The organism is Micromonospora sp. WMMD956, assembly GCF_029626125.1.
In the GTDB taxonomy this organism is placed as follows: domain Bacteria; phylum Actinomycetota; class Actinomycetes; order Mycobacteriales; family Micromonosporaceae; genus Micromonospora; species Micromonospora carbonacea.
Map to the genome: position 1 here is coordinate 4,067,802 of NZ_JARUBI010000005.1, position 15,470 is coordinate 4,083,271.

At 67.2% G+C, this 15,470-nt stretch carries 14 protein-coding genes, 1 tRNA gene and 1 pseudogene; 12 read left to right on the forward strand and 4 right to left on the reverse strand.

Annotated features, from left to right (window positions below; translation table 11 throughout):
• Nucleotides 1–91: 91 nt before the first annotated feature.
• Nucleotides 92–511 carry a hypothetical protein gene (locus O7628_RS18680; protein ID WP_278127552.1) on the reverse strand — a complete coding sequence of 140 codons (420 nt, stop codon included), beginning with the start codon at nt 509–511 and terminating at the stop codon, nt 92–94.
• Nucleotides 508–1,341: pseudogene (locus O7628_RS18685) on the reverse strand (IS5 family transposase). The gene O7628_RS18680 and the pseudogene O7628_RS18685 overlap by 4 nt, the downstream one beginning before the upstream one ends.
• Before the next feature lie 286 nt (nt 1,342–1,627).
• Between O7628_RS18685 and O7628_RS18690 the strand changes: the two are divergent.
• From O7628_RS18690 to abc-f, 11 genes are all read left to right on the forward strand, one after another.
• The gene (locus tag O7628_RS18690; protein WP_278136348.1) at nt 1,628–2,155 is read left to right on the forward strand and encodes a DUF6244 family protein; all 528 of its coding nucleotides are present in this window, start codon (nt 1,628–1,630) and stop codon (nt 2,153–2,155) included.
• 158 nt (nt 2,156–2,313) lie between these two features.
• Nucleotides 2,314–2,712, forward strand: a complete 399-nt coding sequence (locus O7628_RS18695; RefSeq protein ID WP_278132305.1) for a hypothetical protein — start codon at nt 2,314–2,316, stop codon at nt 2,710–2,712.
• Nucleotides 2,713–2,722: 10 nt separating this feature from the next.
• The gene (locus O7628_RS18700; RefSeq protein WP_278132307.1) at nt 2,723–3,175 is read left to right on the forward strand and encodes a SitI3 family protein; all 453 of its coding nucleotides are present in this window, start codon (nt 2,723–2,725) and stop codon (nt 3,173–3,175) included.
• Between the two features lie 870 nt (nt 3,176–4,045).
• Nucleotides 4,046–4,300, forward strand: a complete 255-nt coding sequence (locus O7628_RS18705) for a hypothetical protein (RefSeq protein WP_278132309.1) — start codon at nt 4,046–4,048, stop codon at nt 4,298–4,300.
• Nucleotides 4,301–4,397: 97 nt separating this feature from the next.
• On the forward strand, nt 4,398–5,675 hold the full coding sequence (locus tag O7628_RS18710; RefSeq protein ID WP_278132311.1) for an N-6 DNA methylase: 1,278 nt from the start codon (nt 4,398–4,400) through the stop codon (nt 5,673–5,675).
• Entirely contained in the window at nt 5,672–6,286 is a 615-nt protein-coding gene (locus O7628_RS18715) for a restriction endonuclease subunit S (RefSeq protein WP_278132313.1), read from the forward strand. Before O7628_RS18710 ends, O7628_RS18715 begins: the two co-directional genes overlap by 4 nt.
• A 53-nt stretch (nt 6,287–6,339) precedes the next feature.
• Nucleotides 6,340–6,633, forward strand: coding sequence for a type I restriction enzyme endonuclease domain-containing protein (locus O7628_RS18720; protein WP_278132315.1), 294 nt, complete (start codon nt 6,340–6,342; stop codon nt 6,631–6,633).
• Nucleotides 6,634–6,936: 303 nt separating this feature from the next.
• On the forward strand, nt 6,937–8,025 hold the full coding sequence (locus O7628_RS18725; RefSeq protein WP_278132318.1) for a hypothetical protein: 1,089 nt from the start codon (nt 6,937–6,939) through the stop codon (nt 8,023–8,025).
• 159 nt (nt 8,026–8,184) lie between these two features.
• A tRNA-OTHER gene (locus O7628_RS18730) sits at nt 8,185–8,315 on the forward strand.
• 557 nt (nt 8,316–8,872) lie between these two features.
• Nucleotides 8,873–9,700 (forward strand): IS5 family transposase, encoded by an 828-nt coding sequence (locus tag O7628_RS18735; RefSeq protein ID WP_278132320.1) that lies wholly within the window; start codon nt 8,873–8,875, stop codon nt 9,698–9,700.
• 194 nt (nt 9,701–9,894) lie between these two features.
• Nucleotides 9,895–11,550, forward strand: a complete 1,656-nt coding sequence (abc-f, locus tag O7628_RS18740; RefSeq protein ID WP_074479447.1) for a ribosomal protection-like ABC-F family protein — start codon at nt 9,895–9,897, stop codon at nt 11,548–11,550.
• A gap of 44 nt (nt 11,551–11,594) precedes the next feature.
• Here the strand turns inward: abc-f and O7628_RS18745 are convergent, their stop codons facing one another.
• Together O7628_RS18745 and O7628_RS18750 are read right to left on the reverse strand one after the other, a co-directional pair.
• Complete coding sequence (locus tag O7628_RS18745) at nt 11,595–12,389, reverse strand: alpha/beta fold hydrolase (protein ID WP_278132322.1); 795 nt, start codon at nt 12,387–12,389, stop codon at nt 11,595–11,597.
• A gap of 106 nt (nt 12,390–12,495) precedes the next feature.
• Nucleotides 12,496–13,728, reverse strand: coding sequence for a cytochrome P450 (locus tag O7628_RS18750; protein ID WP_278132323.1), 1,233 nt, complete (start codon nt 13,726–13,728; stop codon nt 12,496–12,498).
• Nucleotides 13,729–14,231: 503 nt separating this feature from the next.
• Between O7628_RS18750 and O7628_RS18755 the strand changes: the two genes are divergently transcribed.
• Complete coding sequence (locus O7628_RS18755) at nt 14,232–15,440, forward strand: cytochrome P450 (protein ID WP_278132325.1); 1,209 nt, start codon at nt 14,232–14,234, stop codon at nt 15,438–15,440.
• Nucleotides 15,441–15,470 lie beyond the last annotated feature (30 nt).

Consider the following 15,470-nt stretch of genomic DNA (forward strand, 5'->3'; position numbering starts at 1 on the left):
ACTCCGACCTGGGGTTATGCCTCAGAGGGTGGTTCGGGAGGCTTTGTCCGATGCGGGTTTGACGGTTCGTTAGCGGCCCTGGTGGTGGGGGTTACGCGGACGCCGTCGGCGGGGCCAGGGTGAACAGTCCGGCCTCGGGTTCGGTGAGGATCTGGCGGGCGACGAGGCGTTTGAGCTTCGCGCGGAGATTCTCGGTGTCCTTCGCGGTGGTGCCGGCGGCGAGGGCCTGGCAGATGTCCTTGGCGCGCATCGGTGCGTTGGCGCCGTGGAACACGGCGAGGATCTGTTGGTAGGCGGGGCTGGCGACGGTCGGGTCAGCAGGTGCCGCCGGATCGAGTGGGCCGCCCAGGCTCAGGAGCGTCTTGCGGGTGATGGCGAGTTCGGCGACCTCGGTCTCGGCCGCGGTGAGCTGCTCGTCGAGGGAAGCGATCTGGGCGCGGAGCCGCTCGACGGCCAGGCCGGCGGCGTTCTCGCGTTCGGTGAGCAGGGCCAGCAGCGTCGGCTGCGTCACCGTTGGTCGCGCCAGGACGTGGTGGCGGTGCCGGTCAACCGGCGGATGAGGTTCGCCGTCGAGGCCCACCAGGTGCGTGACACCGCGGAGGCGGGTCGGCTCTCGTACTCGCGGACCAGACGGCGGTGCAGCATCAACGTGCCGTTGGTCTGCTCCACCACCCACCGGCGCTTCACCGGCACGAACCCGGCCGTCGTGTCGGACCGCAGGACCTACTCGACATCGATACCTCGGACCGCGCCGTGGATCTGCACGTCGTCTTTGAACCCGGCATCGACCCACGCCTTGGTCACCGTCGGCGTGTGCGCGAGGACGTTGTCCAGCAGCCTCACACCGATCGCATTGTCGGTGACCGACGCCGCGGTGACCACCACCGCGATGATCAACCCCAGCGCGTCCACCGCCAGGCCCCGCTTACGGCCCGGCACCTTCTTCGCCGCGTCCTTGCCGGTCGTCGCCGCCGGGACGTGGTTGGCCGCCCGAATCGACTGAGTGTCCAGCACCACCGCGGTCGGATCCTCCCGACGGCCGGCCTTCTCCCGCGCCTGACACCGCAGCAGATCATGAATCACCTGGTCAGTGCCGTCGTCACGCCACTGGGCGAAGTAGTAATACGTCGCGGACTTCGGCGGCAGATCGTGCGGCAGGTACGCCCACTGACAACCCGTCCGGTTCTGGTAGAAGATCGAATTCACGATCTCCCGCAGCTCGTAGCGACCCTGATGCCCCGACACCGACGGATGCCGGTCCTTCCACGCCTGCAGGAACGGACCCACCACCGCCCACTGCTCATCGGTCAGGTCACTCGGATACGCCGCACGCTCACCCATGATCAGCCCAACGCCGGCCGGACCTACCGGTTACGACCACGGCTCACATTCACATGCCAGCCCAAACCCATATTGGACGAAAGCTACCGAACCACCCTCTCAGGTCGGAGCCTTTCTCGTTTCCGGGTAGGTGGCCCGGTGCTCGATGGCTGCTCGAGAGCCGTTTGGACCGGGTTGGCGTCGCCGGGATCGCCTACTGCTCTGCGGCGTCTGGTGAGGTCGGTGCCGTGCCGGTAGGTTGAAGCTCCTGAGGGGCTCTCGTCGCCAGGTGGAGGAATACGGCAGCGTGTCGTACGTCGAGAAGATCACTGCGGAGCTACGTACGCTGGCCGCCGGGGTCGAACGCGCGCAGAGTCTGGCTGCCGCTGCTGAGCAGCAGACGCAGGAGATCGGGCTGCGGGCTGCGGGTGCCGGGTTCGCTGCGGTCGCTGCGGGTGTGGCGCGGATTCGCGGGGCCATCGCCACTGTCCGGGGCGGACTGGGCGGTCTCGCCGGTGCCGTCGGTGATGCCACGAAGGCGACCGCTGGTGTCCCTCAGCAGGGCAGTCCGGGGGAGACAATCAATGGGCTGGCTCCGGTGCGGAGTGCGGTCGACGGCATCCGCGACCAGACGGCCGCCACGATCATGCACGTCGGTGAGGCGCAGCAGCTTGTCGTCGCGGTGTTGCAGGGCGGGCAGCCAGGGCCGCTCCTCCAGGCGCTGGAGAGCGTCAAACAGGTGCTTGTCGTGCTGGTCCAGCGCACCGCTACCACCCGTCAGGTGGTTGACGTGGCGATCGCCGAGGCGCGACAGCTGGGGTCCTCGGGAAATTGAGCGGGGCTGGCGGTGTCGTACCGGCCAGCCCTGCTTCAGTTTCCACATCGTCTGCCGGCATGGGTGTGACGACGTCGTGGACGCGCAGGCCCACCGGAGAGCGCGGTGGCTCGCCTACCGGTCGGCGTACCCGGATTCCTCCGAAGGAGGACGAACGCGTGCGGCGCTCCCTAGAGCTGGAGAACGAATGCGCCGATACCGTCGCCGCTGAGGGATACCTGCTCCACCAGAACCCGACCAGGCAGGAGGTCGCCGACGCCCGGCTCGGTACCGGTGATTCCGGTAAACCGGGCAAGGATCCCGACTATCTGATCGAGGGACACGTCTTCGACTGCTACTCCCCGACGCCGGCGAAGAGCGTGCGAGGCGTGTGGAGCGGGGTTGACGACAAGATCGCCAGTGAGCAGACCCAACGGGTGGTGGTCAACCTCCACGACTGGCGCGGTGATCTCGCGGCGTTGCAGAAGCAGTTCGACGACTGGCCGATCGCAGGGTTGAAGGAACTGGTGGCGGTGACGCGCAGCGGGGCGATAATCCAGATCCTGCGACGAGACTGAAGGGCTATCCATGGCGACCGAGTACCGCTTGACGCTAGCCGGCGATGTTCCCCTCGATGTGCTGGCCGGCGTCGTCGCTCCGGAGGGTGTCGAGGAGTCGGCGGTAGATGGCAGGCCCCGGGTGTTGAGTGCGGACCTCAGTGATCGGTGTGGTTACACGGTGAGCATCTACGCCGGTTCCCACGGCTACTTCGAGGCCGAGGATGCTGACGGCTCGGTGTGGGAGTGGGAACCGGAGCGGTACGTCACCATCGGCTTCCGACTGGGTAAGGGCGAATCCTCCGACCGGGCCACGCGGGAGATGCTGGCGTCTGTGGCCCGGGTGCTGGGCGAGCGAGCGGAGGACGCCGCGCTGATCCTCGACGCCGACTGGCTGCTGCTGACCCGCTTCTCCGGAAGGCTGCACAGGCACGCGCCGAGTTGGTGGGGCGTTCACGACGGGGAAGACCTTGTCGGGCGATGAGTGGCATGGAGCCGGTCGTTGCCGATTACGCTGCTGGCGAGGGGGACTTCGGCGGGTTCGCGTGCAGGGGAACCTCCATCACCCGGTGGTGCCGCCCGGCGCCGTGGGGCGGCAGGGGTTCACCACGATGAGGGCGAGGAGCCGCCGGCTCAGTCCCTTGATGGCTGTCCAGCGGATGGGTAGGCCTGTATGGCAGTCCGCATAGGGCTTTTGTGCGCCCAGGCTCGGTCCGCGGGATCATGGACCATTACCCTATATCTTGAGGCGGGATCGGCTCTGGAGCGACCCTTTCGTAGGGGATGAGGTTGCTGATGGGCATGCCGAACCACCTCGGTGGAAGGCGCGCCCTCGCAGCCGATCCGTCGTCCCTTGCCGTCCAGATGATCATGTCGAGTAGGACACCGTCCTCAACCGGCGATCGTGGGCCACCCGCGAGCAACTACGGATGGCGATCGTGACCTGGACCAACGGGATCCACCACAGCCACCGACGACAGCGGTCACTGTCCCGGTCGACCCCCATGGAATTCGAGACCATCTGCATCCACCGGCTAGTCAGGCCGCGTGTCCACACCTGTCACCTGCCGATGCGGCAGACCCGAAGTTCGGTAGCGCAGGGCAATGTGGCGACGCCCCGCTTCTGGCGCTGCGCGAGGAGTTCCCCAGGCGCCGATTCGAGGTGGTTGTGCGACCGAGGACATGCACCGCACGCGTATGGGTCTGCGCGTTGCGCGCAGACCCATACGCGTCTACAGTGGAGTGGCCTACGGCGGAAGGGGCGGCTCTTGGATGCGACGAAGTCTCGGGTGGTGTCGCGAGGGGTTCAGGTATGCCTCTCTGGCTGTAACCTCTGGCTGCCCGGCGGATGCCGATGATCGTCAAGCCGTTGTCTGGCATGTTTACCAGCGTGGTTGCGCCGCTTGGCATCGCCTTGGCTGACGCTCCGTGGGGGGTAGCTGTTGGTGCGTTCTTCCTCGCCCTGGCGCATCGGATACTGCCTTGGGAGTCGAAGGATCTCCTGAATCTCTGGCTGCGGATCATCCCGCGCCGACAAGGCCCGAAGGACAAGCAGGGTGATCGGGGCAAGCAGGACGAGGGCAGGGGACATGATCCAAATATCGGATGAACAGACGCGTTCGTCGTTGACGGATGACGCGACGATGCGACGCTACAGTGAAACGCTCTGGCGGGGCCTCGACCGATACCGGGGGATGCTCAACGTCATGGAGTTCGGTGACGTCGTGCTCGTCCTGTTGTACATGCGCGGCAGTCCCGCTTGGCAGGTACTGGCCGATGGCTCCTCGAATGTCGAGCGAACAATCGTCGCTGACTGGTCGGCGAACGGGGAGGACGTCGATCTCCTGTATCCTCTGCTGCAACCGCTCCGCAAGACCGTCGAGGCGCGTCAGATGGCGCCCCTTCTCGAGTTGATCGACCGGATTGACCCCGACGAAGTCCCCCTTCCGCAGGTCTTTGGTGCGGTGCTTGACCAGGTCAGCGGGGCAGTCGGCAAGGGTGGGGGGGGCTTCTACACGCCCAGGGCCATCACAGGACTAGCTTCGGGGTTGCTTGAGCCGGCGCAGAGCGATCGGGTGCTTGACCCTTGTTGCAAGACTGGTGGCTTTCTTGCCGCGATCGCTGACCGGCTGATCGGGCAGGGCGAAGCGGTCGAACGGTTGACGGTAGCGATCTCCGATTACTCGGGGCGCTCGTGCGCGTTGGCGTATCTAAACCTGCGCTTGAGGGGGGTGGTGCCGCAGGTGCTACCGCGGGCCGCCGAAAGCCTGCCAAGTGGGGCGCCGGAGAGCCGGTATGACGTGGTAACGGCAAATCCACCGTTCAACCTGTCGAATTGGAGTGGTGACCGCGGACTTGGTGGGTGGTGGCGGTACGGTGCGCCACCGGCGCACAACAGCAACTTCGCCTGGCTGCAGTACATCTTCGCCTCACTCAACCCTGGTGGCCGGGCTGCAGTGGTAATGCCGTACGGTGCGGGACTCTCGGAGAACACACAGGAGCGGAATATCAGGGCCGCGATGCTCGATGATGGGGTGGTGTCGGCAGTCATCGCGCTTCCAGGTCAGATGTTTCCCGGCACTGACATCCCAGTTGCGCTATGGCTCCTGCGGCGCTCGCTTGCCGGCCCGCCCGAGGAGGTGCTCTTCGTTGACGCAACCGAGATGGGCAGCGTCCAGCAGCGGCCCCGCCGAACCCTCTCTGGCGCAGACATTGACAAGATCGTCGAGACGTACCGGGGCTGGCGCGAACACCGGATTGACACCGTCGCAGGGTTCGCCGCCGCAGTGCCACTTGAAAGGATTCGTAGCGACGGATACCGGCTCAACCCCCGCGTCTATGTCACTCCGCTAAATGAGGCACCAGACTTACAGACGCGAGCCCGGCAGGTGGACGAACTCACCCAGCGACTCGACCGGCTCGCCGAACAAGCCGCTCGTCTCGACCGGACCATCGAGGCCCATCTGAAGGAGCTTTCGCTGTGAACTCGCCGATCGGTCCGGTACCGGACGGCTGGCAGGAGATGCCGCTAGCCGACGTATGTCACGTGGTGGCCGGCCCTTCGAACAGCATGATCCGGCCAGTGGAGACCGACGGTGTGCCGGTCGAAGTCGTCGCACCAAAGCACTTGCTACACGGGCGTATTGCGGATAGAAGCACCGTGCTGGTGGCAGCTGAGGCGTCCGCTCGGCTGGATCGGTATCGACTCGACCCCGGAGATCTGATCTGCGTGCGCACCGGAGACCTCGGCAAGCAAGCCCTCGCCGGCCTGGAGCACAAGGGATGGGTCGTCGGCACCGCCTGTTTTCGGCTACGCCCGAAACCGGAAATCGATCCCCGGTACCTGCTGCATTATCTGCGGTATCCGACGGTACGCGATTGGACCGCCCGGCATGCATCCACAGCCACAGTGCCAACACTGACCCTCAGCACTCTGCGGGCCTTGCCGGTACTCGTGCCACCGCTCGCAGTGCAAGCGACCATAGGGGACATCATGAGCGCCCTCGAGGACAAGGCCGCACTACACCGGGAGATTGTCGAGGTGACTGAGCAGCTACGCGACTCGTTGTTGCCGCTGCTGCTGACCAACCGATGAGCGTCAGCGGTTGCTCGTCTCGCGCCGAAGCGTACACCGATCAACGTCTGCACATGCCACTGACCGGGTGCGTCTGCGGTGGTCAGCTGGACCCATGTTCCCACGGAGTTGGCACCCTGGCGGAGATCACCCGGCAGCTGGTCAAGTCGATCCAGTCGTCGATCACGGCGGACTGGTTCTCCCGTGAACCGGTACGTGCCAAGCTCCGCAGCCATATCCGCCGCCTGCTGTCTCGCTACGACTATCCGCCCGATCACGAGCGTTCGGCCGTTGACCTGGTCGTCCGCCAGATGGAGACGTTCGCGAACGAGTGGTCGTCGCGCCCGGAGCGACTGCGAAATAGCTAAAACGGAAACTCGCACCTCGGCCGATCGCAGGGAGGCACAGTGGGCGGCCGCCAGTTGGGGATAGTTTTTGCCGACGATACGTGCATGTCGTATCTACAGGAGGTCGCTGATCGGCGAGCACGAGGCACCGGTACGGGTGGCTGCCGAGTCTCCTTCCCAATCCAGTCGCGGGTCAGGGTCGACGTAGTCCTACTATTATATCGGCAAGCCGTACATTTCGTGGCAGGAGTCGATGACGACAGCAGGGCCGATGACCTCCGTTGGGCGTTTCAGCTGCGAGAGCTGACTCAACTCAAACGTCCGATGGAACTCAGCCGTCTGCGGGCCGTACTTCGGAAGGACCAGCGACGGCCGCTGGAGCGTCAGGGCAAGCTGACCGACAAAGCAAGCAGAGTCGTGCTCGATATCCTGCTGGCTGAGGACCCCGAGCTTGACCCGGTGATTGGATCACTGTTCGGCATCAGGGACATCGACCTGCCGGCACCACGCAAGGCGGCGCTGGCGGAGGAACGAGACTCTTTCGCAACTCTGTGTGCGTTCACCGGCGCTCCCGACCTGCTGCCGGCCGACGGGTTCCTTACAGAGGATGAAATCGACAGCATCTCCGAGCGCGAATCCTTCCTTCCCCCGCGGCCTGGCATGACGCCACGAGAAGATCCGATGGTCGAACACGACGCGAACACGTTCCTCGGCTGGACCCGCCAGGAAAGCGACCGGCTGGCCGTTCGGAGGTTTGCCGACGGTAATGGGCGTACGCTGGAAATCATGAACGTCAACCGGTGGCCGATCGAAACCCGGCTCGGTATCGACCTCATCTACTACCACCAGCAACGACGCAGTTTCGTCCTGGTGCAGTACAAGCGGATGGTCCCGGACGGTTCGTCCTGGCGTTGTCGTGTCGACGACCACTTTCGGCAACAACTCGACGAGATGCGGAACCTCGACAAGAAGTGCGAACAGCGAGAACCAGGTGGGGATTACCGCATGGTTCCGACGCCCAGCTTCGTGAAGATCTGTCAGCTCGACACTCTGGACGTCGAGAGTACCTCGATGATCTCCGGGATGTGCATGCCTCGCGAGCAGGTCGAAAAGCATCTCGAGCGCCGAGATGCCCCCAAGTACCTGGACTTCCACACAGTCAGGGACTATCTGACCAGCACCCTATTCGCCCAGTTGGTAGCCTTGGGTTGTGTTGGCACCAGTGGTTCCGCCACGGCACTCGTCGCGCAGGAGATCGAACTGTCGCTGCAGCAACGGAAGTCCGTAAGCGTCGGCGTTTTCAGCGACGAATCTGGGCGGCGTCCTTCATGGCGTGCGTCCGGCAGGAGGTCCTCCCGGCCGAGCCGAGCAGCAGCCCGGGCGCAGGACAGTCAACAGGTGCCACTCTGGTAGTGGCCATTGTCATGCAAGGGTCTCTGTGGCGCCGAGTCGCGATGTGTAGGTCGTGACCCGATGGTCGGCAGGCGGGCCACCATCTGCACGCGCATCGCGGGGTGCTCCGTGGGTGCTCCGGCGCGATGGACGGGGCCAGCGCGCGATGGACCAGGCCGGGCGCCGCTCTGCTGAAGCTGGGGCCTGACCACGAACAGATGGACTCATGCGACCGGGTTGGACGCAATGACTCGACCAATGTCTATCTCTTAATCCGCGGGTTCGGGGTTCGAGTCCCTGGCGGCGCACCAGCAGCAAGGCTCTGGCCTGGGGTTTCACCCCGGGTCGGGGCCTTTCTCGTTTCCGTGCCGCGGGTCCGGTGCTCGGTGGGTGCTCGGCAGCCGTTGGGTCCGGTCGCGGTGAACTACCGCTGGACCAGGTCCGGCGCGGTCGCGGTGGACGCGGCCTTGCGGCGGCCCTTACCGCGCCGCCGGCGGTGGGTGCCTTCGATGCCGGCCAGCCGCATCAGCCTTGCTACCGACTTGCGGTTCCACCGGTGCCCGCGTTCGTGCAGCTCGGCCGTGAGCCGTCGGGCTCCGTAGACGCCACGGTGCTCTGGCCGTGCTTGCTGGGTGAACTCGACGCGCTGCCGGTCGTGGCGTTCCGTTCGTGGGCACGACGGCGTCCCTGTCGCAGCCAGTCGTAGAAGGCGCTGTGGCCGACGCCGAGGAGCCGGCAGAGCAGACGGACCGGGTAGGTGGTTCTTCTCCGCGTCTGAGAGAGCGTTTGGGATGTGTGCTCGTCGGGTGTGTCGCACAGTGGGTGCGATCGATGGGCCGGGCTCGGTCGGTAGACGGGTGTGGATCGTGTGCGGCGGTACCCGTCTGACCTGACCGATGGCGAGTGGGAGATCGTTGAGCCGATGCTGCCGTCGCCGCAGTGGATGGGTAGACCGGAGAAGCATCCTCGTCGGGCGATCGTCGACGGCATCCTGTACGTGGTGCGTACCGGCTGCGCGTGGCGGTACCTGCCGAGCGACTTCCCGCCCTGGCAGACGGTGTACTCCCACTTCCAGCGGTGGAACCGCCGGGGTGTGACCGAGCGGATCCTCACCGAGCTGCGGGAGCAGGTCCGCCTGGCCCACGACCGGCAGCCGCAGCCCACCGCCGGGATCATCGACTCCCAGAGCGTGCGGGCCGCGGACACCGTGCACTCCGACACCCGCGGCTACGACAGCGGGAAGAAGGTCAACGGTCGTAAACGGTTCATCGTGACCGACACCCTGGGCCTGCTGGTCACCGTCTGGGTCCTGGCCGCATCCTGGCAGGACCGCGACGGCGCGAAGGGCGCCCTGCTCGCCACCTATGCGGCGACGCCGATCCGGCATGTGTTCGCCGACTCCGGGTTCGCCGGGCGTCTGGTCGACTGGGCCCGCGACATCCTGCGCACCACCCTGGAGATCGTCCGCAAACCCGCCGACCAGCAAGGATTCGTCGTGCACCGCCGCCGCTGGGTGGTGGAGAGGACCCTGGCCTGGCTCACCGCCCACCGCCGCCTGGCCCGCGACTACGAAACACGCCCCGCGACCTCGGAGGCCATGATCCGCTGGGCCGCGATCGCCGGCATGCTCGCCCGTCTCACCCGAGGCGGACCCGCCACCCGCCAACAACGCCGCACCTTCAACACACCCGACTGACAGACATGCGAAACGCTCTCTGACTGACCCAGGTCGGAGGCCGGTGGCGTCGAGCCGGTCAGCAAAGTGGGTATGCCGACCACATGGTTGACTGGGGTGGAAATCGGACATTGGTGCGGGGAGCTCCCTAAGATGGTTCCCCTCCGAGAGTCCGCGACCGTTCGGACGTGCCAGTTCCGACACAGGAGGCCCCCTTGCGGAACAGCCCGCCGCCAGCCCATTCGCAGCTCGTCCTGAGCGAGGTCACCAAGCACTACGCCGAGCGGGTCGTCCTGGACCGCGTTTCGCTCACCGTCAAGCCGGGGGAGCGGGTCGGCGTCATCGGCGAGAACGGGTCGGGGAAGTCGACCCTGCTGCGGCTCGTCGCGGGGCTGGAGACGCCGGACAACGGCGAGTTGACCGTCTCGGCGCCCGGGGGCATCGGCTATCTCGCCCAGCGGCTTCGGCTGCCGGCCGGCGGCAGCACCGTACGGGATGTGGTGGACCACACGCTCGCCGACCTGCGAGACCTGGAGGCGCGGTTGCGCGCCGCCGAGGCGGACCTGGCCACCGCCACGCCCGAGCAGTTGGACGCCTACGGCACGCTGCTCACTGTGTTCGAGGCCCGCGGCGGCTACCAGGCCGACGCCCGGGTGGACGCCGCCCTGCACGGTCTCGGCCTGGCCGAGCTCGACCGCGACCGCGACGTCGACACGCTCTCCGGCGGGGAACGGTCCCGGCTCGCGCTCGCCGCGACCCTGGCCGCCGCGCCGGAACTGCTGCTGCTCGACGAGCCCACCAACGACCTCGACATCGAGGCCGTGGAGTGGCTGGAGGATCACCTGCGGTCGCACCGGGGCACCGTCGTCGTGGTCACTCACGACCGGGTGTTCCTGGAGTCGGTCACCCCCACCATCCTCGAGGTCGACACCGACACGCGGGCCGTGCACCGGTACGGCGACGGCTATGCCAGCTACCTGCGGGCCAAGGCCGCCCTCCGGGAGAGCCGGGAGCGCGCGTACGCGGAATGGGTGGCCGAGGTCGAGCGGCAGTCCCAACTCGCGGAGCGGGCCGGGACGATGCTCCGGTCGATTTCCCGCAAGGGACCGGCGGCGTTCAGCGGGGCCGGTGCCCACCGCTCCCGGTCATCGTCGACGGCGACGTCACGTAAGGCCCGCAACGCCAACGAGCGACTTCGCCGGCTGCGGGAGAATCCGGTACCGCGACCCGCCGACCCGTTGCGCTTCACCGCGTCGGTCGCCCCGGACGCCACGGACGCCGATACCCGCCGCGTCGAGTTGACCGACGTCCGGGTGGGCCGCCGCCTGCACGTGCCCGAGCTGACCATCGGCCCCGCCGAACGGTTGCTGGTGACCGGACCCAACGGCGCGGGTAAGAGCACCCTGATGCGGGTGCTCGCCGGGGAACTCGTGCCCGACGGCGGAACGGTGCGGCTGCCGGCTCGGATCGGCCACCTGCGTCAGGACGTGACGGTCGGGCAGCCCGGGCGCTCTCTGCTGGAGACGTACGCGTCGGGTCGGCCGGGGCATCCCGAGGAGTACGCGGAGGAGTTGCTCGCCCGTGGTCTGTTCCGGCCCGATGACCTGCGCATGCCGGTCGGGACGCTCTCCGTCGGGCAGCGCCGCCGGATCGACCTGGCCCGGCTGGTCGCCCGCCCGGCCGACCTGCTGCTGTTGGACGAGCCCACCAACCACTTCGCGCCCCTGCTCGTGGAGGAGCTGGAACAGGCGCTGGACGGCTACGCCGGAGCGCTGGTCGTGGTGACGCACGACCGGCGGATGCGGAGCACCTTCACCGGGGCTCGGCTGGAACTGCACCAGGGCGTGGCCACCGGGGCGAGCCGGGCCTGACGAGCCGCCCGGGGTGCCGTGGCGGACCCGGCACGGTCGGGGTCTCAGCCGGGGTCGGCACCCGGCGCCGCCGTTAGGGCGGTCGTGGACACCGCTGCGAGGGTGGTCGTGACCTCGGCGCACACAGCGTCGAGCTGATCGTTGAGGTAGAAGTGCCCGCCCGGGAACGTGCGGACCATCGTGGCCGCTGCGGTCACCTCGGCCCACGCCGCGGCCTCGTCGGCGGTGACGTGGGGGTCGGCGGCCCCGACGAGTACGGTGACCGGGCAACGCAGCCTGGGCCCTGGCCGGTGTTCGTAGGCGGCGGCGGCCCGGTAGTCGTTGCGGATGGCGGGGAGGAGCATGTCCAGCAGTTCCCTGTCGTCCAGGAGGCTGGAATCAGTGCCCTGGAGCCGGCGGATCTCGTCGATCAGCTCGTCGTCGAACCGGTAGAACCGGTCCCGCCGCCCGACGGACGGGCTACGGCGGCCGGAGGCGAAGAGGTGCACGAGCCGATCGGCGGCGGCCGGTGGGAGCCGGCGGGCGGCCTCGAAGGCCACCGTGGCGCCCATGCTGTGACCGAAGAAGGCCACCGGTCGGTCCGCCCAGGCGAGCAGGGCGGGCAGGAGCCCGTCCACCAGGGCGTCGACGGACTCGATCAAGGGTTCGCTGCGGCGGTCCTGCCGGCCCGGGTACTGGACCGCCAGCACGTCCACGTCGGCGGCGAGCCGGCGGGCGAACGGCAGGTACGCGCTGGCCGCGCCCCCGGCGTGCGGGAAGCAGAACAGCCGGACGGCAGGGTCGTCGACGGGCCGGTAGCGGCGTAGCCACAGCTCGGACGGATCGGCGGACGGGGACATGGTGATCTGCGCTCCTCGGTCTGCTCGACGTTCCGGTGTCGGTCCCCACCCCCGCGCCGAAGAGGGCCATGATGTCGCGCACGACGGCCGTCACCGGCTCGACGTCCTACTTCGGGTGCCGTCCGTCGCGTACCACCTGGACGGGGAGGCGTCGCGCGGTGAGCTGGTCGGCGTCGTAGAACTCGACCCCGGCGTGGTCGATCCGGAACTCGGTGAACTGGTCGAGCGTCTGGTTGAGGAAGACCTTCGCCTCCAGCCTGGCCAGGAACGCACCCAGGCAGTGGTGGATGCCGTGGCCGAACGCCAGGTGCTTGTTCGACTCGCGTCGGATGTCGAAGGTGTCCGGGTCCGTGAACACCTCGGTGTCGCGGTTCGCGGAGGCGATCCAGGCGATCACCATCTGGCCCTTGCGCATGGGGTGGCCGAAGATGTCGGTGTCCTCGTTCAGGATCCGGAAGATGCAGTTGAACGGGGACCGGTAGCGCAGCGTCTCCTCGATCACGCCCGGCACGAGGCTGCGGTCGGCGCGGACCGCGGCCTGTGCCTGCGGGTGCTCCTCCAGCACCAGGAACAGGTTGCTGAGCAGCGTGGCGCTGGAGATGTGCCCGGCGGTGAGCAGCAGCGCGACGATGTTGACGACTTCCTCGTCGGTCAGCTTGCGCCCGTCGACCTCCGCCGCACAGAGGCCGCTGATCAGGTCGTCCTTCGGTTCGGCGCGCTTCTGGGCGATCTGGGCGTACAGGAATTCGGACCATTCCTCGATGGCGGGGCCCACCGTCTCGGTGAAGTCGTCCGGGAGGTTGGGATACTCCAGCCCTTCGTTGCTGAGGATGATGTCCACCCACTCGCGGAACTTCTCGTGGTCCTTGGTGGGAATGCCGAGCAGCTCGGCGATGACCGTCACCGGCAGCGGGTACGCGAGGTCGCTGGCGATGTCGATCCGGTCCTGGTCGCGTACCTGGTCGAGCACGTCGGCGGTGATCTGCCCGATCCGCAGCTCCAGCTGGGCGATCCGGCGGGGGGTGAACGCCTGGCTCACCAGCTTGCGCAGCGGCGCGTGCCGCGGCGGGTCGATGCCGCCGATGGTGCCGGGGCCCATCAGCAGGGCCAGCTCCGACGGTACGGGAAAGACCGAGGTGAAGTCCGACGAGAAGATCAGCGGGTTGGTGGTCACGGTCTGGTAGTCCCGGTAGGAGAACACGTGCCAGGCCTGACGGGTCTCGTCCCAGGAGACGGGCCAGTTCTTCCGCATGTACGCGAACCAGTCCAGCAGCCCCTGGGCGTCGGCGCCCTTCGGCAGGTCGATCGGTCCCGCCGGGGCGTTCGGGGTCTGCGTCATGGTGTGCTCATCTCCTCGGTGGTCTCGGCCGTCGGGCCGAAGGGAAAGAGAACCTTGGTTCGCGAGGGCGTCCGGTCGGGGAGGGGATCTTCCGGGCTGGCGCTGTCACCTGTGGCCAGCTCGGTCGCCTCGCCGGCATTGACGGTTGTGCTGGGCGGCGAGTCAGCGCTGTGGCGGCGGGCAGGGCGGACCCTGCGCTTCTCCGGGGCGTCGTAATCTTCGGTCCGAATCGTGATGGCCGCAAGGCCGGACCTGACATAGTGCTGTCTGCAACGCTCGGAGCACCCGTTTTATCAGTTGATTGCGGTCATTTTTGTCGACGGTCGGGGCGGTTCTATATCGAGACTTGACATAGTCTTCTGCGGATTCGTGACAATGATCATCGATGGGTGTTGGCTGAATCGACGAAAGGGGCGTGCTGTTCGAGGGGGCGTTGCCAAGATCAATGCAAAACCGCATCCCTGATCAATGCGGAACCGCACCCTGCCTGGAAGAGAGCTGCCATGGAGCACCCAGTAACGGCCGGGTCCTGCAGGTTCTACCCCTTCAGTGACCGTACCGACCTGAATATCGATCCCACGTACGGCGAACTGCGCTCGAAAGAGCCGGTCGCCCGCGTCCGCATGCCCTACGGCGGGGACGCCTGGCTGGTCACCCGGCACGCCGACGCCAAGAAGGCCCTCTCTGACCCCCGACTCAGCATTGCAGCCGGAGCCGGGCGGGACGTGCCGCGCGCCTCCCCCCGTCTCCAGGAACCCGACGGTCTGATGGGTCTTCCCCCCGACGCGCACGCCCGACTGCGCAGGCTCGTTGCCACGGCGTTCACACCGAAGCGCGTACGGGACATCGCCCCGCGCGTCGTCCAACTCGCCGATCAACTTCTCGACGACGTGGTCGAAACCGGGCCGCCGGCCGACCTCGTGCAGCAACTCGCGCTTCCCCTGCCGGTGATGATCATCTGCGAGATGATGGGCATCGGGTACGACGAGCAGCACCTGTTCCGTGCCTTCAGCGATGCCCTGATGTCCTCCACCCGATACACGGCCGACCAGGTCGACCGCGCGGTAGAGGACTTCGTCGAGTACCTCGGCGGCCTCCTCGCGCAGCGCCGTGCACACCGCACCGACGACCTCCTCGGCGCCCTGGTCGAGGCGCGAGACGACGGCGATCGACTGACCGAGGACGAACTCGTCATGCTCACCGGCGGCCTGCTCGTCGGCGGCCACGAGACGACCGCCAGCCAGATCGCCTCGCAGATCTTCCTCCTGCTGCGCGACCGGACCAGGTACGAGCAACTCCATGCCCGTCCGGAGCTGATCCCCACGGCAGTCGAGGAACTGCTGCGGGTGGCCCCGCTCTGGGCCTCGGTCGGCCCCACCCGCATCGCCACCGAGGACCTGGAACTCAACGGGACGACCATCCGGGCCGGCGACGCCGTCGTCTTCTCCCTGGCGTCCGCCAATCAGGACGACGACGTCTTCGCGAATGCCGCCGACGTCGTGCTCGACCGCGACCCGAATCCGCACATCGCCTTCGGGCACGGGCCCCATTACTGCATCGGGGCGTCACTGGCCAGGCTGGAAATACAGGCCGCCATCGGCACCTTGGCCAGGCGGCTTCCCGGTCTCCGCCTGGCCGTCGAGGAAAACGAACTTGAATGGAACAAGGGAATGATGGTACGCAGCCTCGTGTCCCTTCCGGTGACGTGGTGACCCGGCCTGGGCGCCGGATCAGGTGACGAA